17 protein-coding genes are annotated in these 18892 nt (G+C 60.2%); 7 read left to right on the plus strand and 10 right to left on the minus strand.

Annotated features, from left to right (window positions below; genetic code table 11):
* Positions 1–64: 64 nt before the first annotated feature.
* From rseP to rpsB, 8 genes are all read right to left on the minus strand, one after another.
* Entirely contained in the window at positions 65–1417 is a 1353-nt protein-coding gene (gene rseP, locus ACP7B3_RS26335) for a sigma E protease regulator RseP (protein WP_426181981.1), read from the minus strand.
* A gap of 53 nt (positions 1418–1470) precedes the next feature.
* On the minus strand, positions 1471–2661 hold the full coding sequence (ispC, locus tag ACP7B3_RS26340) for a 1-deoxy-D-xylulose-5-phosphate reductoisomerase (RefSeq protein WP_145161873.1): 1191 nt from the start codon (positions 2659–2661) through the stop codon (positions 1471–1473).
* Positions 2658–3467, minus strand: coding sequence for a phosphatidate cytidylyltransferase (locus ACP7B3_RS26345; protein WP_145161870.1), 810 nt, complete (start codon positions 3465–3467; stop codon positions 2658–2660). The genes ispC and ACP7B3_RS26345 overlap by 4 nt, the downstream gene beginning before the upstream one ends.
* Positions 3468–4223, minus strand: a complete 756-nt coding sequence (gene uppS, locus ACP7B3_RS26350) for a polyprenyl diphosphate synthase (RefSeq protein ID WP_017137143.1) — start codon at positions 4221–4223, stop codon at positions 3468–3470.
* 17 nt (positions 4224–4240) lie between these two features.
* Entirely contained in the window at positions 4241–4798 is a 558-nt protein-coding gene (gene frr / locus ACP7B3_RS26355) for a ribosome recycling factor (protein ID WP_106577169.1), read from the minus strand.
* Positions 4795–5538 carry a UMP kinase gene (gene pyrH, locus ACP7B3_RS26360; protein WP_003172271.1) on the minus strand — a complete coding sequence of 248 codons (744 nt, stop codon included), beginning with the start codon at positions 5536–5538 and terminating at the stop codon, positions 4795–4797. Before pyrH ends, frr begins: the two co-directional genes overlap by 4 nt.
* A 212-nt stretch (positions 5539–5750) precedes the next feature.
* Positions 5751–6614 (minus strand): translation elongation factor Ts, encoded by an 864-nt coding sequence (gene tsf / locus ACP7B3_RS26365; RefSeq protein WP_083359812.1) that lies wholly within the window; start codon positions 6612–6614, stop codon positions 5751–5753.
* 191 nt (positions 6615–6805) lie between these two features.
* Entirely contained in the window at positions 6806–7543 is a 738-nt protein-coding gene (rpsB, locus tag ACP7B3_RS26370) for a 30S ribosomal protein S2 (RefSeq protein WP_003219330.1), read from the minus strand.
* Positions 7544–7929: 386 nt separating this feature from the next.
* Between rpsB and map the strand changes: the two genes are divergently transcribed.
* The 3 genes from map to dapC all read left to right on the plus strand — a co-directional run bounded on the left by map (position 7930) and on the right by dapC (position 12823).
* Positions 7930–8712 carry a type I methionyl aminopeptidase gene (gene map, locus ACP7B3_RS26375; protein WP_073522657.1) on the plus strand — a complete coding sequence of 261 codons (783 nt, stop codon included), beginning with the start codon at positions 7930–7932 and terminating at the stop codon, positions 8710–8712.
* A 65-nt stretch (positions 8713–8777) separates the two neighbouring features.
* Positions 8778–11480 carry a [protein-PII] uridylyltransferase gene (locus tag ACP7B3_RS26380; protein WP_242194295.1) on the plus strand — a complete coding sequence of 901 codons (2703 nt, stop codon included), beginning with the start codon at positions 8778–8780 and terminating at the stop codon, positions 11478–11480.
* A gap of 143 nt (positions 11481–11623) precedes the next feature.
* Positions 11624–12823, plus strand: a complete 1200-nt coding sequence (gene dapC / locus ACP7B3_RS26385) for a succinyldiaminopimelate transaminase (protein WP_426181989.1) — start codon at positions 11624–11626, stop codon at positions 12821–12823.
* A 10-nt stretch (positions 12824–12833) separates the two neighbouring features.
* Here dapC and ACP7B3_RS26390 read toward each other — a convergent pair whose 3' ends face one another.
* Entirely contained in the window at positions 12834–14477 is a 1644-nt protein-coding gene (locus ACP7B3_RS26390) for a Na+/H+ antiporter (RefSeq protein ID WP_262210438.1), read from the minus strand.
* A 293-nt stretch (positions 14478–14770) separates the two neighbouring features.
* Here ACP7B3_RS26390 and ACP7B3_RS26395 point away from each other — a divergent pair, with 293 nt between their 5' ends.
* From ACP7B3_RS26395 to ACP7B3_RS26410, 4 genes are all read left to right on the plus strand, one after another.
* A complete protein-coding gene (locus ACP7B3_RS26395; RefSeq protein ID WP_231982825.1) occupies positions 14771–15079 on the plus strand; it encodes an arsenate reductase in 309 nt (102 codons plus the stop codon).
* 31 nt (positions 15080–15110) lie between these two features.
* Positions 15111–16145, plus strand: a complete 1035-nt coding sequence (dapD, locus tag ACP7B3_RS26400) for a 2,3,4,5-tetrahydropyridine-2,6-dicarboxylate N-succinyltransferase (protein WP_145161856.1) — start codon at positions 15111–15113, stop codon at positions 16143–16145.
* 67 nt (positions 16146–16212) lie between these two features.
* Positions 16213–17418 carry an aminotransferase class V-fold PLP-dependent enzyme gene (locus ACP7B3_RS26405; RefSeq protein WP_426181994.1) on the plus strand — a complete coding sequence of 402 codons (1206 nt, stop codon included), beginning with the start codon at positions 16213–16215 and terminating at the stop codon, positions 17416–17418.
* The gene (locus ACP7B3_RS26410; RefSeq protein WP_426181997.1) at positions 17415–17828 is read left to right on the plus strand and encodes a SufE family protein; all 414 of its coding nucleotides are present in this window, start codon (positions 17415–17417) and stop codon (positions 17826–17828) included. Before ACP7B3_RS26405 ends, ACP7B3_RS26410 begins: the two co-directional genes overlap by 4 nt.
* Positions 17829–17942: 114 nt before the next feature.
* Here the strand turns inward: ACP7B3_RS26410 and tcdA are convergent, their stop codons facing one another.
* On the minus strand, positions 17943–18752 hold the full coding sequence (gene tcdA, locus ACP7B3_RS26415) for a tRNA cyclic N6-threonylcarbamoyladenosine(37) synthase TcdA (protein WP_426182000.1): 810 nt from the start codon (positions 18750–18752) through the stop codon (positions 17943–17945).
* Between the last annotated feature and the right edge of the window lie 140 nt (positions 18753–18892).

Consider the following 18892-nt stretch of genomic DNA (forward strand, 5'->3'; position numbering starts at 1 on the left):
CTTATTCCAACTGGCAATAAACAAACTGCCGCAAAATGCGGCAGATTCGCAATTCAGCGAAGCGTTACAGTCGTCCCAGATCGTTGACCAGAGCTAACAACATCACTCCGACCACCAAACTGATACCGATCTGTATCCCCCAACCCTGCACCCGATCCGACAAGGGGCGACCACGCACCCACTCGACCAGATAAAACAACAGATGCCCCCCGTCCAATACTGGAATGGGCAGCAAATTCAGAACTCCAAGGCTAATACTCAGATAAGCCAGGAAATTCAGGAAATCCGCGACACCCGACTGGGCAGAAGCGCCCGCCACTTTAGCAATGGTTATCGGTCCACTCAAGTTTTTTACCGAGAGCTCGCCGAACAACATTTTCTTGAGCGATTCGAGCGTCAGCACACTCATGGTCCAAGTGCGTTTTGCACCCTCGCCAATTGCCGCCAAAGGCCCGAAGCTGACCTCGCGCACCATCGATGGCGGCCACTCGACACCTTTTACCCCGGCACCGAGGTAACCCCCGGCCGCCTTGGCTTCCCCGCGAACAGCCAGGGTCACAGGGACGTCGATTTGAGCACCATCGCGCTCAACTTTCAGCACAATTTTGGTATCAGGCCGTACACGCACCAGATCCACCACCTGCTGCCAGTCGCCCAGCGCCTGACCATCGAGCGCCAACAGGCGATCGCCCGTTTTCAGACCTGCGGCCTGCGCCGGGCCTTTCGGGTCCAGCTCGGCGAGCACCGGTGGCAGGGCCGGACGCCACGGACGAATGCCCAGGGACTTGATCGGATCAGGCTCTTCTGCGCCTTTGAGCCAATGGTCCAGGGACAATTCACGCGGCGTCTCAGCGGTGGAATCCTGCTCGCGCACCACCACATTAATAGTGCCGCTCTCGCCCATGCGGCGAACCAACTGCAAATTGACAGCACCCCAGCCGGTGGTGGGCTCGCCATCAATGGAAACAATTTCCTGCCCAGCGATCAGCCCGGCCTTGGCCGCCATGCTGTCCGCTTCAACTGCGCCGATAACCGGGCGCACCTGCTGGCTGCCCATCATGGCCAAGACCCAGAAGAACACGATTGCCAAGAGGAAATTGGCGATCGGGCCGGCTGCGACAATAGCGATACGCTGACGAACGGTCTTACGGTTGAAGGATTGGTCCAACTGATCGACAGGCACCTCGCCTTCACGCTCGTCGAGCATCTTGACGTAGCCGCCCAGCGGAATGGCGGCAATCACGAATTCAGTGCCCCGACGATCGCGCCAACGCAGCAGCGGCATGCCGAAACCGACGGAAAAGCGCAGCACCTTGACGCCGCAACGACGCGCGACCCAAAAGTGGCCGAATTCGTGAAAGGTTACCAGCACACCCAGAGCAACCAGGGTGCCGACAATCATGTAGAGCGCACTCATCTAATTTCTCCGCATTCCAATCCAGTGCCTGAGGGCTCAAACCTGCCCACAGACTAACGCGCGTTGCGGTTCAACCACTGTTGGGCCAGGGCTCGGGCCTTTGTATCGGCCTCGAAAACTGCACCCAAATCATCCACTGCCACAACGGGCTCAAGGCTCAAAACGTCCTCGATGATACTCGCGATCTGCGGAAAGCGAATACGCCCATCAAGAAACGCCGCCACCGCCACCTCGTTGGCCGCATTGAGCACGGCCGGCGCACTGTTGCCCGCCTCTGCCGCTTGCCGGGCCAGACGCAGGCACGGGAAGCGCTGCTCGTCCGGCGCTTCGAAATCCAGGCGCGCAATGGCAAACAGGTCCAACGGCGCAACGCCGGAATCAATCCGCTCCGGCCAGGCCAGTGCATTGGCAATCGGCGTACGCATATCGGGGTTGCCCAGCTGGGCAAGAACCGAACCATCGACATAGTCGACCAGAGAATGAATCACACTTTGCGGGTGAATCACCACCTCGACCTGATCAGGCCGCGCATCGAACAACCAGCACGCCTCGATCAACTCCAGGCCTTTGTTCATCATGCTCGCCGAATCCACGGAGATTTTTCGCCCCATCGACCAGTTTGGGTGTGCACACGCCTGATCAGGCGAGACATGCTCAAGATCAGCCAGCGGAGTTTGCCGGAAAGGGCCACCGGAAGCCGTCAGGAGAATCCGCCGCACGCCAACCTGGCTCAAGCCTCGGGCAAAATCACCGGGCATGCACTGGAAGATCGCATTGTGTTCGCTGTCCAGAGGCAGCAGCACGGCGCCACTCTTGCGCACAGCCTGCATAAAGAGCGTGCCGGACATCACCAGCGCCTCTTTATTGGCCAGCAGGATCTTTTTACCGGCATCGACGGCGGCCAGCGTCGGGCGCAACCCTGCCGCTCCGACAATGGCTGCCACTACAGTGTCGACGTCAGGATCTGCCGAGACCTGGCACAAGCCCTCCTCGCCCACCAACACGTGGGTCGCAAGGCCTGCAGACCTCAACTGGTCCTGCAAGCCGCGCGCTACCGACACCTCTGGCACAACGGCGAATCTAGGCGTATGACGCACGCACAAGGCCAGCAACTCGTTCAAGCGAGAGAAGCCGGTCAGCGCAAACACCTGGTAGCGATCTGGATGGCGAGCAATCACATCCAGCGTGCTGAGCCCGACCGAGCCGGTTGCGCCCAGCACGGTCACCTGTTGCAGGCGGCTCACGAAGCCGCCATCCACAACAGCACGGCGAAGATGGGAATGGCAGCGGTAAGGCTGTCGATTCGATCCAGCACACCGCCGTGACCCGGCAGCAGGTTGCTGCTGTCCTTGATCCCGGCCTGGCGCTTGAACATGCTTTCGGTGAGGTCACCCACCACGGAGATAAACACCACAACGGCGGTGCCCAACAAGGCCAGGAGGATTTCCTTCACCGACCAGTCGCGCACTACACCGACCACCAGCGTGATCAACAACGTCAATGCCAAGCCACCGTAAACGCCTTCCCAGCTCTTGCCCGGGCTGACGGCTGGCGCCAACTTGCGCTTGCCGAACGCCCGGCCGGAAAAGTAGGCGCCGATGTCAGCGCCCCACACCAGCACCATCACCGCCATGATCAGCCAGTTGCCCATCGGCGAATTCTTGATTTCCACCAGCCCTTGCCAGGCCGGCAGCAGAATCAGAAGACCAATCACCAACTTGCTGGCCACGCTGGACCATTGGGCGCTGGTGCGCGGGTAGGTCAGCACCAGGAAGGTCGCAAGCGCCCACCACAGTACCGCCGCTCCCAACACCCAAGGCACGACAATGCTCGAAAGCGTATGCATGAGAAACAGCAACAGGGCCACCACAGCGGCGTAAACCACGCGCGGCAACTGCTCGTTGAAACCGGCCAGGCGCGCCCATTCCCAAGCACCCAGGGTAACGACCAGGCCGATAAACAGCGCAAAGCCGGAACCGTCGAGCAGAAAAAAACCACACAAGGCAATCGGCAGCAGGATCAGTGCTGTGATGATTCGTTGTTTAAGCATTTAAACCCGGGCTCCAGCTTCGATCTGCTCGCTCGTTTTACCGAAGCGACGCTGACGGGAAGCGAAATCGGCCAGCGCATTGCGCATGGCATCGTGTTTGAAGTCCGGCCAGAACAGGTCGGAGAAGTACAGCTCGGTGTAGGCCAGCTGCCACAGCAGGAAATTGCTGATGCGGTGCTCACCACCGGTACGGATGCACAAGTCCGGCAACGGCAGATCACCGGTTACCAGGCAGGTTTGCAACAATTCGGGCGTAATGTCGTCAGGCCGCAGATGCCCGGCTTGCACTTCGCGGGCAAGCCGCTGTGCAGCCTGGGCGATATCCCACTGACCACCGTAGTTGGCTGCAATCTGCAGCACAAAACGGTTGGAGCCGGCGGTGATAGCCTCGGCTTCGCGCATGGCCGCTTGCAGTTCCGGATGGAACCGCGAGCGATCACCAATGATGCGCAGGCTGATGTTGTTGTCGTTGAGGCGCTTGGCCTCACGACGCAACGCCTTGAAGAACAGGTCCATCAAGGCGCTGACTTCTTCGGCGGGCCGTTGCCAGTTCTCGCTGGAGAAGGCAAACAGAGTCAACACCTCAACCTTGGCCTCGGCACACACCTCAATAACAGCGCGCACCGCATCGACACCCGCCTTATGCCCGGCGACACCCGGCATAAAGCGTTTTTTCGCCCAGCGATTATTCCCATCCATGATGATCGCGACATGGCGCGGCACCACGGAGGGCACAGTCTGCTTGGTCTTTTCCATGAAGGCGTCCTGACCTCTTATACGGCCATCAGGTCCTTTTCTTTCTCTTCCGTGGCCTTGGTGATCTGGGCCTCGGCGTCTTTGGTCAGTTTGTCGATATCAGCTACGGCGCGACGCTCTTCGTCTTCGCTGATTTCTTTGTCCTTGACCAGTTTTTTGAGGTCACCCAACGCATCACGACGAATGTTGCGCACGGCAACTCGCGCATCTTCAGCAGCGCTGCGCGCCTGCTTGGTGAAGCCCTTGCGGGTTTCTTCGGTCAGAGCAGGCATGGAGATCAGCAACAACTCGCCCAGGTTGGTCGGGTTGAGGTTCAGGCCGGCGCTCTGGATGGCTTTGTCGACGGCTGCGAGCATGTTGCGCTCGAAGGCCACGACTTGCAGGGTGCGCGAGTCTTTTACGGTGATGTTGGCGACCTGGGTAATGGAGGTGTCAGTGCCGTAGTACGGCACCATCACGCTGCCCAGGATGCTTGGGTGAGCCTTACCGGTACGAATCTGGCCAAAAGCATGGGCCAGAGACTCCAGGGATTTGTGCATACGCTCTTGAGCGTCTTTCTTGATTTCGTTGATCATTGTTGGCCTTCCTCGATCAGAGTCCCTTCCGCGCCGCCGTGTACGATGTTCAGCAGGGCGCCGGGCTTGTTCATGTTAAATACGCGCAGTGGCATCTTGTGGTCACGGCACAGGCAAATAGCCGTCAGGTCCATCACGCCCAGCTTGCGATCCAGTACTTCATCGTAGGTCAGATGATCGAACTTCTCGGCATGCGGGTCTTTGAATGGGTCTGCGGTGTAGACACCGTCCACCTTGGTGGCCTTGAGCACGACGTCGGCATCGATTTCGATGGCGCGCAGGCAGGCAGCCGAGTCCGTGGTGAAGAACGGGTTACCGGTACCGGCAGCAAAGATCACTACTTCTTTGGCGTTCAGGTGACGCATGGCTTTGCGACGATCATAGTGATCGGTCACGCCAACCATCGAAATAGCCGACATCACGATCGCTGAGATATTGGCACGCTCCAGGGCGTCACGCATTGCCAGGGCGTTCATCACAGTGGCCAGCATGCCCATGTGGTCGCCAGTCACCCGATCCATGCCGGCCGCACTCAGCGCCGCACCACGGAACAGGTTACCACCGCCAATCACCAGGCCGACCTGAACACCGATGCCGACCAATTGGCCGACTTCCAGCGCCATGCGGTCGAGCACCTTGGGATCGATCCCGAACTCTTCCGAGCCCATCAGGGCCTCGCCGCTAAGCTTGAGTAGAATGCGTTTATAGCGAGCCTGATAACCACTGCCCTGCTGAGCCATTGCGAATCTCTCCTGCGGCGTATTTTTTAAAAATTCTTGGCGAGCCGTTTACGGCTTGCGTTCACTCTAGCTGGACGCTGTCTCAGCGCCATCGGAACACGGCTTTGTAAGCCAGTTCCGAGAGGAAACCAAATAAAAATTGGTCTTCCCATTTGAAAAGAGGCTGCGCGCGTGAGCGGGCAGCCTCTTTCGGGCGACAGTTGAAAACTGTCTTATTGCTTGGCGGCAGCCAGCTGGGCAGCAACTTCTTCAGCGAAGTTGTCGACCGGCTTCTCGATGCCTTCGCCTACCTTGTAGTAAGTGAAGGAAACGATTTCAGCACCAGCTTTCTTGGCCAGTTCGCCAACCTTGATTTCAGGATTCTTCACGAACGCCTGCTCAACCAGGCTCGCTTCAGCCAGGAACTTGCTGATACGGCCTTTGATCATGTTTTCAACGATGTTTTCTGGCTTGCCGGCGATCTTGTCAGCGTTCAGGCTCAGGAACACAGCTTTTTCGCGCTCGATTGCGTCAGCAGACACTTCCGACGGCAGCAGGAACTCTGGGTTGCTGGCCGCTACGTGCATAGCGATGTCTTTGGCCAGCTCAACGTCGCCGCCTTTGAGGGCAACCACAACGCCGATTTTGTTACCGTGCAGGTAACCGCCAACCACATCACCTTCGATGCGCGCCAGACGACGGATGTTGACGTTTTCGCCAACCTTGCCGACCAGTACCAGGCGAGCAGCTTCTTGAGCTTCGATCAACGGCTCAACAGTGGTCAGTTTGTCGGCGAACGCTTTTTCAACGCTAGCAGCAACAAATGCCTTGAAGTCGTCTTGCAGAGCCAGGAAGTCGGTCTGCGAGTTCACTTCCAGCAGAACAGCGGACTTACCGTCTTCTTTCAGAGCGATAGCGCCTTCAGCAGCTACGTTGCCTGCTTTCTTGGCAGCCTTGATGGCGCCGGAAGCACGCATGTCATCAATGGCTTTTTCGATGTCGCCGCCGGCCTTGGTCAAGGCCTTTTTGCAATCCATCATGCCTTCGCCGGTACGCTCACGCAGTTCTTTAACCAACGCTGCAGTAATCTCTGCCATTTCAAAATCCTCTTGGATAGGTTTTCAACCATTCCACCCGATCAAACGGGCGATCAATTCTTCCCGAATCACCCTTGTAGGCCGCTGCACGTTACAAAAGATGTAGCTGCGCTGCCGACAAATGGTTTTCGAGGTGGCAAAAAGGGGGCCAAGCCCCCTTTTTGCTTACTGAGTCAACGCCAGGGCGTCAGTTACTCAGCGGCAGCTACCGGAGCTTCTTCAACGAACTGCTCGGTACCGCCAGCAACGTGGTTGCGACCACGGATTACAGCGTCAGCCATCGAACCCATGTACAGCTGGATAGCGCGGATTGCGTCATCGTTGCCTGGGATGATGTAGTCAACGCCTTCCGGGCTGCTGTTGGTATCGACTACGCCGATAACAGGGATGCCCAGCTTGTTGGCTTCGGTGATCGCGATGCGCTCGTGATCAACGTCGATAACGAACAGTGCGTCAGGCAGACCGCCCATGTCCTTGATACCACCCAGGGAACGATCGAGCTTTTCCAGGTCGCGAGTGCGCATCAGCGCCTCTTTCTTGGTCAGCTTGGCGAAAGTACCGTCTTCGGCTTGCACTTCAAGGTCACGCAGACGCTTGATGGAAGCACGGATGGTTTTGAAGTTGGTCAGCATGCCGCCCAACCAGCGGTGATCGACGTACGGCGAACCGCAACGTGCTGCTTCTTCAGCAACGATCTTGCCAGCGGAACGCTTGGTGCCGACGAACAGAATCTTGTTTTTGCCCTGGGCCAGACGCTCTACGAAAGTCAGCGCTTCGTTGAACATTGGCAGGGTTTTTTCAAGGTTGATAATGTGGATCTTGTTACGCGCGCCGAAAATGTATTTACCCATTTTCGGGTTCCAGTAACGGGTCTGGTGACCGAAGTGCACACCGGCCTTCAGCATATCGCGCATGTTGACTTGGGACATGATAGTTCCTTAATAAGTCGGGTTTGGCCTCCACGTATCCCAATGACCAACCAGCGGCATTCGCCTCCGGCACCCAGGTCATCGTGTCGACACGTGTGTGGATTTAAGCTTTGCGGGGTATCCCCGGAAAGCGGCGCATTTTATACCACACGAAGGACAAAAACGAAACCCGCAATCACATTTGCCGTGATCGGCTTTTGCGTAAGCCTTTGAATAGAGCCAACATGCCCCTACCTTATAGAGAGAAGCGATCGTCAGACGCTCATGGTTTGCCGCCCGCGTCTGGTAGAATCGCGTTTTTTTGGGGCTTGTGCGAATTCTGCAACCTTTTGTCGCACGCCCGTAAACCGTATTGATTTCAGCGCGTCGCGCTAGAGAGAGCCTGTATGACCGTTACCTTGAAAACCGCCGAAGACATCGCAGGCATGCGCGTTGCCGGCAAACTGGCTGCCGACGTGCTGGAAATGATTGCCGAACACGTCAAGCCAGGCGTGACCACCGAAGCCCTGGACCGCATCTGCCACGACTATATTGTCGACGTGCAAAAAGCCATCCCTGCGCCGCTGAACTACAAGGGCTTCCCCAAGTCCATCTGCACCTCGATCAACCACGTGGTCTGCCACGGGATTCCAGGCGACAAGCCGTTGAAAGACGGCGACACCCTGAACATCGACGTGACCGTGATCAAAGACGGCTACCACGGCGACACCAGCCGCATGTTCCACGTCGGCACCGTGCCGGTCTGGGCCGAGCGCCTGTCGCAGGTCACCCAGGAATGCATGTACAAGGCCATCGAAATCGTCAAGCCCGGCTGCCGCCTGGGCGATATCGGTGAAGTGATCCAGAAGCACGCTGAAAAGAACGGCTTCTCGGTGGTCCGCGAATTCTGTGGCCACGGCATCGGCAAAGTATTCCACGAAGAACCGCAGATCCTGCATTACGGTCGCGCCGGCACCGGCATGGAACTCAAGGCGGGCATGACCTTCACCATCGAGCCGATGATCAACCAGGGCAAGGCCGACACCAAAGTGCTGGGCGACGGCTGGACCGCCATCACCAAGGACCGCAAGCTCTCGGCACAGTGGGAACACACCCTGCTGGTCACCGAAACCGGCTACGAGATCTTCACCTTGCGCGCAGACGACACGATTCCACGCGTTTCAGCGTAAAGGTTGCTTGGGTTTTCCCCCAACGGTGTTGTGACTGACTGATAGATAGAAAGGAAAGCCGATCGATGCCCCAGGTGGATCCCGAACTCTTCGACCGTGGCCAGTTCCAGGCTGAACTGGCCTTGAAGGCAAGCCCCATCTTCGCCTTCAAGAAGGCTATTCGCCAGGCCCGCGAAGTGCTCGATGCGCGCTTTCGCAGTGGCCGGGACATTCGTCGGCTGATCGAGGACCGTGCCTGGTTCGTCGACAACATCCTGCAAAAGGCCTGGGAACAGTTCAACTGGAGTGAAGACGCCGATATCGCCCTGGTGGCCGTCGGCGGCTACGGTCGCGGTGAGCTGCACCCCTACTCCGACATCGACCTGCTGATCCTGCTGGACAGCGCCGATCATGAGATCTTTCGCGATTCCATCGAGCGCTTTCTGACGCTGTTGTGGGACATCGGCCTGGAAGTCGGCCAGAGCGTTCGCTCGGTAGACGAATGCGCCGAAGAGGCGCGCGCCGACCTCACCGTCATCACCAACTTGATGGAAAGCCGCACCATTGCCGGCCCCGAGCGCCTGCGCAAACGCATGCTGGAAGTCACCAGCACCGCGCATATGTGGCCGAGCAAGGAGTTCTTCCTGGCCAAGCGTGCCGAGCAGAAAGCCCGGCACCACAAGTACAACGACACCGAATACAACCTGGAACCCAACGTCAAAGGCTCACCGGGCGGACTGCGCGATATCCAGACCATTTTGTGGGTCGCGCGTCGCCAATACGGCACCCTGAACCTGCGCGCCCTGGCCGGCGAAGGCTTTCTGGTAGAGAGCGAAAACGCCCTGCTGGCCTCGTCCCAGGAGTTCCTGTGGAAAGTGCGCTATGCGCTGCACATGCTCGCCGGGCGCTCCGAAGACCGCCTGCTGTTCGACCACCAGCGCTCCATCGCCACCCTCCTGGGGTTTGAGGGCGAGGACGCGAAGACCAGCATCGAAAGCTTCATGCAGCAGTACTACCGGGTGGTCATGAGCATCGCTCAGCTCAGCGACCTGATCATCCAGCACTTCGAAGAAGTGATCCTGGCCCCCGAAGACGAAGCACCGCCGCAGCCGATCAACTCGCGCTTCCAACTGCACGACGGCTACATCGAGGCGCGCAACGATAACGTGTTCCGCCGCACCCCGTTCGCCATGCTGGAAATCTTCGTGCTGATGGCCCAGCAGCCGGAGATCAAAGGCGTGCGTGCCGACACCATCCGCCTGCTGCGAGAAAACCGTCATCTGATCGATGATGATTTTCGCAATGACATCCGCAACACCAGCCTGTTTATCGAGCTGTTCAAATGCAAAATCGGCATCCACCGCAACCTGCGGCGCATGAACCGATACGGCATTCTCGGGCGGTACCTGCCGGAGTTCGGCTTTATCGTCGGGCAGATGCAGCACGACCTGTTCCACATCTACACCGTAGACGCCCACACGCTGAACCTGATCAAGCACCTGCGTAAGTTGCAGTACACCCAGGTGTCAGAGAAATTCCCGCTGGCCAGCAAGCTCATGGCCAAGCTGCCCAAACCGGAACTGATCTACCTGGCCGGCCTGTACCACGACATCGGCAAGGGCCGGCACGGCGACCACTCGGAAATCGGCGCAGTCGATGCCGAGGCGTTCTGCCAGCGCCATCAACTGCCGCTGTGGGACAGCCGCCTGATCGTCTGGCTGGTACAGAACCACCTGGTGATGTCGACCACCGCCCAGCGCAAGGACTTGTCCGACCCGCAGGTGATCCACGACTTCGCCGGCATCGTCGGTGATGAAACCCGCCTCGACTATCTCTATGTGCTGACCGTCTCCGACATCAATGCCACCAACCCGACATTGTGGAACTCCTGGCGCGCCAGCCTGCTGCGCCAGCTCTACACCGAGACCAAGCGCGCGCTGCGCCGCGGCCTGGAAAACCCGGTAGACCGCGAGGAGCAGATCCGCCGCACCCAAAGCGCGGCCCTGGATATCCTGGTGCGCGGCGGCAATGACCCGGACGACGTTGAGCAGCTGTGGTCGCAGCTGGGCGACGATTACTTCCTGCGCCACACTGCCGGCGACGTGGCCTGGCACAGTGACGCGATCCTGCAGCAGCCTGCCGATGGTGGCCCGCTGGTACTGATCAAGGAAACCACCCAACGCGAATTCGAGGGTGGCACGCAGATCTTCATCTATGCGCCCGACCAGCACGACTTCTTCGCCGTGACCGTGGCGGCCATGGACCAGCTGAACCTGAACATCCATGACGCGCGGGTCATCACCTCGAGCAGCCAGTTCACCCTCGACACCTACATCGTGCTCGACACCGACGGCGACTCCATCGGCGATAACCCGGTGCGCGTGAAAAAGATCCGCGAAGGCCTGACCGAAGCGCTGCGCAACCCGGACGATTACCCGACGATCATCCAGCGTCGGGTACCGCGTCAGCTCAAGCACTTTGCCTTTGCGCCTCAGGTGACCATTTCCAACGACGCCCAGCGCCCGGTGACCGTGCTGGAACTCAGCGCGCCGGACCGCCCCGGCTTGCTGGCGCGCATCGGCGGGATTTTCCTGGAGTTCGACCTGTCGTTGCAGAACGCCAAGATTGCGACCCTCGGCGAGCGCGTGGAGGACGTGTTCTTCATTACCGACGCCGACAACCAGCCGCTGTCCGACCCTGAACTGTGCCGACGTTTGCAGGACGCAATCGTCCAGCAACTGAGCGTGACCCAGGAACCCGGCGTCGAGCTGACGCGGCTGACTATTTGATTTCTTAACTGTATGAACGCGATTCATGTGGGAGCTGGCTTGCCTGCGATGCGGGCACCGCGGTGTGTCTGGCGCAACGCAGCGATGCCAGCGCAGGCAAGCCAGCTCCCACAGGGTTCGTGCCCATTGCAATAGAGGCTTACATGAACAACGCCCTGAACCAGCTGCAGCCCTACCCGTTCGAGAAACTGCGCGCCCTGCTCGGCAGCGTCACGCCGAACCCGGACAAACGCCCGATTGCGCTGTCCATCGGTGAGCCCAAGCACACATCGCCGGAGTTCGTTGCCAAGGCGCTGGCTGACAACCTCGACCAGATGGCCGTGTACCCGACGACGCTGGGCATCCCGGCATTGCGCGAGGCCATCGGCGCCTGGTGCGAACGCCGCTTCAACGTGCCCAAGGGTTGGCTGGACCCGGCGCGCAATATCCTGCCGGTCAACGGCACCCGTGAAGCGCTGTTTGCCTTCACCCAGACCGTGGTCAACCGCGCTGACGACGCATTGGTAGTGAGCCCGAACCCGTTCTACCAGATCTACGAAGGCGCCGCGTTCCTGGCCGGCGCCAAGCCGCATTACCTGCCGTGCCTGGACACCAACGGTTTCAACCCGGATTTTGACGCCGTGTCGCCGGACATCTGGAAACGCTGCCAGATCCTGTTCCTGTGCTCGCCGGGCAACCCCACCGGCGCCCTGATTCCGGTCCACACCCTGAAAAAGCTCATCGCCCTGGCCGACGAGTACGACTTCGTCATCGCCTCCGACGAGTGCTACAGCGAGTTGTATTTCGACGAACAAACCCCGCCGCCCGGCCTGCTCAGTGCCTGCGTCGAGCTTGGCCGTCAGGATTTCAAACGCTGCGTGGTCTTCCACAGCCTGTCCAAGCGCTCCAACCTGCCGGGCCTGCGCTCGGGCTTTGTGGCCGGCGATGCCGACATCCTCAAGGCCTTTTTGCTGTACCGCACCTACCATGGCTGCGCGATGCCGGTGCAAACCCAACGGGCGAGCATCGCGGCCTGGCAGGATGAAGCCCACGTGCTGGCCAACCGTGACCTGTACCGCGAGAAGTTTGACGCCGTGCTGGCCATTCTCAAGCCGGTGCTGGACGTACAAAGCCCGGACGGCGGGTTTTACCTGTGGCCGAACGTGAATGGCGACGACGCCGCGTTCTGCCGTGACCTGTTCGTGGAAGAACACGTGACTGTGGTGCCAGGTTCGTACCTGTCCCGGGACGTGGACGGCGTCAACCCAGGCGCCGGGCGCGTGCGCATGGCGCTGGTTGCACCGTTGGCGGAGTGTGTTGAAGCGGCCCAGCGCATTCGCGACTTCATTCAGCGCCGCCGCTGACACTTATGGGTCATTTCACATGACCCAGATTCGCCTCGCTCATGTCCAGATCCGCCAGCACTTCACGCAAAACGTCATCACCAATCTGGTGATGACGGCTCAAGCTGTACAACTCCAACCGCTGCGCTCGCAGGGCCTTGAGGCGTAATTTGCGCTCCAGCTGGTCCATCTGCAGCGCCAGCGCCTGGGCGTCGGCGGAGTCATTGAACACTTCCAACTGATGGCGATATTCCGACATCAGCCGCGCCTTGAGCTCAGTGGCCAGTGCGGCCTGGGCGGCGTCCGAGGTTTCGGTTTCGGCGGGTTCTTCCGCTTCAAGGGCATGGATCGCCGCCACGGCGGTCTTTTTCCACGCCTCGCGCACTTCGTTATGACGCTTTTCGTCGGGACTTTGCTCGATGCCGCGCAACAGCAACGGCAGCGCGATGCAAGCGGCGATCAGCGATAGCAGAATCACCCCGGCAGCGATGAAGATCAGCAGGTCGCGCTCAGGAAAGGCCTCGCCCGGCGCCAGCAGCAGGGGCACCGACATCACACCGGCCAGGGTCACCGCACCGCGCACGCCGCCGACCGTCAATAGCCAGCAGGAGCGCGCGGTCGGCACCAGGGTCAGTTCGCTTTTGCCACGCAGGCGTCGCAGTAAACCCGACAGGCGCCAGATGCTCTGCACCCAGATAAAGCGCAACACCACCAGCACCACAAAGATCGCAATCACATCCAGGCAGCGATACAGCAGGGTGGGCCACAACGTTGTCTCGTGGCTGACCACAGCCTTGATGATGTCCGGCAGTTGCAGGCCCAACAGCAGGAAGATCAGGCCATTGAAGGCAAACTCCAGCAGCGACCAGACACTGCGGTTAAGCAAGCGCGTGCTGGTCTGGCGCGGCAACAGGTCGAGCCAGCTTTGCATCATGCCCGCCGCCACCGCCGAGAGAATGCCCGATGCGCCCAGGCGCTCCGCCAATACATAGGCCGCAAACGGCAACAGCAACATGAACACCACATGCGTGGCCGGGTCATCCCAACCGCGCGCGATCATCCAGGCGCGCAAACGGCCGACCAGCCAGCTCAGCGCCACGCCAACCGCCAGACCACCCACGGCGACCAGCACAAAGGTCAGGCTGGCATCCGCCAGGGAGAACACGCCGGTCAGCGCCGCCGCCAGGGCGAACTTGAAGGTCACCAGGCCCGAGGCATCATTCATCAACGCTTCGCCCTGAAGCATGTGCATCAACGGCTTGGGCAGACGATTCTGGGCAATGGCCGACACCGCCACGGCATCCGTCGGCGATAAAACCGCCGCCAGGGCGAAGGCCACCGGCAACGGGATCGTCGGCAATATCCAATGAATGAAATAGCCAGCACCCACCACGGTGAACAGCACCAGCCCCACCGCCAACGTCAGAATCGGGCCGCGCAATCGCCAGAGCTCGCGCTTGGGCATGCGCCAGCCATCGGAGAACAACAGCGGCGGCAGGAACAGAAACAGAAACAACTCAGGGTCCAGCGCCACATGCAGCCCCAGAGTGGGCCAGGCCAACAAAGCGCCGGCGGCGATCTGCACCAGGGGTAACGGCAGAGGAATGATGCGCCCGACCAGGCGCGAAACGCTGACCAGCATCAGCAGGATAAGAACGGTGTAGGCGGTTTGCATAAAGCGGGTTTCCCGGACAATCGACTTGCAACGACACCCATCAGGCAACAGCTGGCCGTTGAAGTGCCATATTACTCGGCTATGTTAACCAGCCATGTTACGCGGCCATGGCGCGCCGTGGCGTTTGCACAAAAGTCGCACTGCGCCATCAGCAAGCATGACGAGCGGCACCCAAACCTGCTGGTCATGGCATAATCCGTGACCTTTCGTTTCTACTTGGTCCAAAGGGGGGCAATTCCTTGACCGCTTCAAGCAAAACGTTGCACCTTTTCGGCATCAAAGCCTGCGACACCATGAAAAAAGCGCGCACCTGGCTCGATGAGCACGCTGTGAGCTATGAGTTTCACGACTACAAAACGGCCGGTATCGACCGCGAACACTTGACCCAATGGTGCAACGAGCACGGTTGGCAGGTGGTTTTGAACCGTGCGGGCACCACCTTTCGCAAACTCGAAGACGAACGCAAAGCCGATCTCGATCAGTCGAAAGCCATTGAATTGATGCTCGCACAACCCTCGATGATCAAGCGCCCGGTGCTCGATCTCGGTGACAGAACCCTGATTGGCTTCAAGCCAGATAGTTATTCGGCGGCCCTCAAGTAGGCCAGCCTTCCATTTTTGTAGAGGTAACAGCATGTCCAATTCCCTGTTCAGCCTGGGCTTCGGCGTCGGCACTCAGAACCGCCAAGGTGCTTGGCTGGAAGTGTTTTACGCACAACCGTTGCTCAACCCGTCGGCCGACATCGTCGCAGCCATTGCGCCGATCCTGGGCTACACCGAAGGCAACCAGGCCATCACCTTCACCGTCTCCCAGGCGCTGCAAATGGCTGACGCGCTCAAAGGCGTCGACGCTGCCCAAGCTGCCCTGCTGAGCCGCCTGGCTGAAAGCCATACCCCGCTGGTCGCCACCCTGCTGGCCGAAGACGCCGCACTGACCTCCACGCCTGAGGCCTACCTCAAGCTGCACCTGCTGTCCCACCGCCTGGTCAAGCCACACGGCCTGAGCCTGGCCGGTGTATTCCCGCAACTGCCGAACGTGGCGTGGACCAGCCAGGGCGCGATCGACATCAATGAGCTGGCCGAACGCCAACTGGAAGCACGCCTGCGTGGCGAGCTGCTGGAAGTGTTCTCGGTGGACAAGTTCCCGAAAATGACCGACTACGTGGTCCCGGCCGGCGTGCGTATCGCTGATGCCGCGCGTATCCGCCTGGGCGCCTATGTGGGCGAAGGCACCACCGTGATGCACGAAGGCTTCGTCAACTTCAACGCTGGCACCGAAGGCCCGGGCATGATCGAAGGCCGCGTCTCCGCTGGCGTGTTCGTCGGCAAGGGTTCAGACCTGGGCGGCGGTTGCTCCACCATGGGCACCCTGTCGGGCGGCGGCAACATCGTGATCAAGGTGGGCGAAGGCTGCCTGATCGGTGCCAACGCTGGTATCGGTATCCCGTTGGGCGACCGTAACACCGTGGAGTCGGGCCTGTACGTCACCGCCGGCACCAAGGTCGCGCTGCTGGATGAGCAGAACCAACTGGTCAAAGTGGTCAAGGCGCGCGAGCTGGCCGGCCAACCGGACCTGCTGTTCCGCCGTAACTCCGAGACCGGTGCCGTGGAGTGCAAAACCCACAAATCGGCCATCGAACTGAACGAAGCGCTGCACGCTCACAACTAAGCAGCCACTCGATGCCACTAGCGGGTCGCGCCTTCGGGTCGGCCCGCTTATACGAGTCTTGAACACCATGCTTGTGCCCTCTCCCTGGCGCGCCGACTTTCCGGCCATCGCCACCCTGCAACGGCAAGACCAGACTTACCTGGACAACGCCGCCACCACGCAAAAACCCCAGGCCCTGTTGGATGCCATCAGCCATTACTACGCCAATGGCGCAGCCAATGTGCACCGTGCCCAACATTTGCCGGGCGCCCATGCGACCCAGGCGTTTGAAGACAGTCGCAGCAAGGTCGCGCAGTGGCTTAACGCAGGTGACAGCGGGCAAATCATCTTTACCCACGGCGCAACCTCTGCGCTGAACCTCCTGGCCTATGGCCTTGAGCACTTATTCAATGCGGGCGATGAAATTGTTATCAGCGCCCTGGAACACCACGCCAACCTGCTGCCCTGGCAGCAACTGGCCAAACGTCGCGCGCTCACGCTGGTGGTGTTGCCACTGGGTGAGGATGGCGTGATTGACCTGCACGCCGCTGGCGAATTGATCGGCCCACGCACGCGCGTGCTGGCGGTGAGCCAGCTTTCCAATGTGCTTGGCACCTGGCAGCCCTTGGACGCCTTGCTGGCGATGGCGCGGGCACACGGCGCGCTGACCGTGGTCGACGGTGCCCAGGGCATCGTGCATGGCCGCCATGACGTGCAGGCGCTGGGGTGCGACTTCTACGTATTTTCCAGCCACAAACTGTACGGCCCGGACGGCGTCGGCGTGCTGTTTGGCCGCCACGAAGCCCTGCATCACCTGCGCCACTGGCAATTTGGCGGCGAGATGGTGCAACAGGCGGACTACCACAGCGCCAGTTTCCGCCCTGCCCCGCTGGGTTTTGAAGCGGGTACGCCACCGATCGCCAGCGTGATCGGCCTGGGTGCCAGCCTGGATTACCTGAGTTCGTTGGATCAGCCAGCGGTGATCGCCCATGAAGCGGCGCTGCACGACTACCTGCTGCGCGGCTTGAACGCACGCAATGGCATCCGCGTGTTGGGATCACCTCACGTAGCCTTGGCCAGCTTTGTGGTGGAAGGCATACACAACGCCGACCTCGCCCACCTGCTGACCGAACAGGGCATCGCCGTGCGCGCCGGCCACCATTGCGCGATGCCGTTGCTCAAGGCGATGCACTTGTCCGGGGCGATCCGCGTGTCCCTGGCGCTGTACAACGACTCCGATGACCTGGAGCGCTTCTTTGAAGCCCTCGACCAGGCGCTGGATATGTTGCGATGAGCTTGCCGGCCGAAGCCGCCGCTGCCCTGCACGCCTTTCAGGCGGTCGGCAGTTGGGAGCAGCGCGCGCGGATGCTGATGCAATGGGGCGAACGCCTGCCAGCCTTGGCCGATGAGGACAAAGTCGACGCCAACCTGGTGCAAGGCTGCGAAAGCCTGGTGTGGTTGGTGGGGCGTCTTGAGAACGGCCATTGGCAGTTCGCCGCGAGCAGCGATGCGCGGATGATTCGCGGGTTGGTGGCGCTGCTGCTGGCGCGGGTCAATGGGCTGTCAGCGGCGCAGTTGCAGGCCGTTGACCTGCCCGATTGGTTTGCCCAGCTTGGCCTGTCACGGCAGTTGTCGCCGTCGCGCAGTAATGGCCTCAATGCAGTCCTGCAGCGCATGCGCGAACTAAGCCATACGCAAAACTAAATGTGGGAGCTGGCTTGCCTGCGATGCAGACACCTCGGTCAATCAATCAGACTGCGGTGATGCTATCGCAGGCAAGCCAGCTCCCACACTTTAGGCGTGTGCCGAGGGTGAGAGTTAAGTGGGCTTGGCCCGCTCCGACGGCCTGCGCACCCCAGCCACAATCTTGTCCACCGCCTTGGTCGCCGCCACCATGCCAAACGTGGCCGTCACCATCATCACCGCGCCAAACCCGCCGGCGCAGTCCAGCTTCACCCCATCCCCAACGAAACTTTTTTGCAGACAAATGCTGCCGTCCGGCTTGGGATAGCGCAGCTGCTCGGTGGAAAACACGCACGGCACGCTGTAATGGCGGGTCACGGTGCGGGAGAAACCGTAATCGCGGCGCAACGTGGAGCGCACCTTCGAGGCCAGTGGGTCGTTAAAGGTGCGGTTCAGGTCGCACACCTGGATCAGCGTCGGGTCGATCTGCCCGCCGGCACCACCAGTGGTGATGATCTGGATCTTGCGGCGCTTGCACCAGGCAATCAGCGCAGCCTTGGCGTTGACGGCGTCGATGCAGTCGATCACGCAATCGATATTCGGCGTGATGTACTCGGCCATGGTGTCGCGGGTCACGAAGTCCGCCACCGCATGCACGGTGCAATCGGGGTTGATAGCGCGCAGGCGCTCGGCCATGACGTCGACCTTGGGCTTGCCCACGGTGCTGTCCAGCGCGTGCAACTGGCGGTTGCTGTTGCTGACGCAGACGTCGTCCAGGTCAAACAGCGAAATCTCGCCCACCCCGCAACGGGCCATGGCTTCGGCCGCCCACGAGCCTACGCCGCCGACGCCGACGATCGCCACATGGGCCGCTTTCAAGCGTTCCAGGCCTTCAATGCCATACAAGCGGGCGACGCCTGCAAACCGCGGATCTTCTGTGCTCATGACCATTACCCCAAAAACCGGCGCGCATTATGGACTACGCAGCGACAAGTTCGAAGCTTCCAGCTACAAGTAAAGAACTTAGGTGAACATTCGCGGACTAACGTCCGGCTTTTCTCTGTCTGCTGTACGCTCGGGGAAAG

Source organism: Pseudomonas sp. TWRC1-2, assembly GCF_049896685.1.
In the GTDB taxonomy this organism is placed as follows: Bacteria; Pseudomonadota; Gammaproteobacteria; order Pseudomonadales; family Pseudomonadaceae; genus Aquipseudomonas.

Bases quoted from the DNA above. Each gene is read 5' to 3' on its own strand.
- ACP7B3_RS26380 (WP_242194295.1), top strand. From the start codon at position 8,778: ATGCCCCAGGTGGATCCCGAACTCTTCGACCGTGGCCAGTTCCAGGCT.
- ACP7B3_RS26395 (WP_231982825.1), top strand. From the start codon at position 14,771: ATGAAAAAAGCGCGCACCTGGCTCGATGAGCACGCTGTGAGCTATGAG.
- pyrH (WP_003172271.1), bottom strand. From the start codon at position 5,538: ATGGCTCAGCAGGGCAGTGGTTATCAGGCTCGCTATAAACGCATTCTA.
- tsf (WP_083359812.1), bottom strand. From the start codon at position 6,614: ATGGCAGAGATTACTGCAGCGTTGGTTAAAGAACTGCGTGAGCGTACC.
- dapD (WP_145161856.1), top strand. From the start codon at position 15,111: ATGTCCAATTCCCTGTTCAGCCTGGGCTTCGGCGTCGGCACTCAGAAC.
- dapC (WP_426181989.1), top strand. From the start codon at position 11,624: ATGAACAACGCCCTGAACCAGCTGCAGCCCTACCCGTTCGAGAAACTG.
- ACP7B3_RS26390 (WP_262210438.1), bottom strand. From the start codon at position 14,477: ATGCAAACCGCCTACACCGTTCTTATCCTGCTGATGCTGGTCAGCGTT.
- rseP (WP_426181981.1), bottom strand. From the start codon at position 1,417: ATGAGTGCGCTCTACATGATTGTCGGCACCCTGGTTGCTCTGGGTGTG.
- tcdA (WP_426182000.1), bottom strand. From the start codon at position 18,752: ATGAGCACAGAAGATCCGCGGTTTGCAGGCGTCGCCCGCTTGTATGGC.
- frr (WP_106577169.1), bottom strand. From the start codon at position 4,798: ATGATCAACGAAATCAAGAAAGACGCTCAAGAGCGTATGCACAAATCC.
- ACP7B3_RS26405 (WP_426181994.1), top strand. From the start codon at position 16,213: ATGCTTGTGCCCTCTCCCTGGCGCGCCGACTTTCCGGCCATCGCCACC.
- uppS (WP_017137143.1), bottom strand. From the start codon at position 4,223: ATGGAAAAGACCAAGCAGACTGTGCCCTCCGTGGTGCCGCGCCATGTC.
- ACP7B3_RS26410 (WP_426181997.1), top strand. From the start codon at position 17,415: ATGAGCTTGCCGGCCGAAGCCGCCGCTGCCCTGCACGCCTTTCAGGCG.
- ACP7B3_RS26345 (WP_145161870.1), bottom strand. From the start codon at position 3,467: ATGCTTAAACAACGAATCATCACAGCACTGATCCTGCTGCCGATTGCC.
- rpsB (WP_003219330.1), bottom strand. From the start codon at position 7,543: ATGTCCCAAGTCAACATGCGCGATATGCTGAAGGCCGGTGTGCACTTC.
- map (WP_073522657.1), top strand. From the start codon at position 7,930: ATGACCGTTACCTTGAAAACCGCCGAAGACATCGCAGGCATGCGCGTT.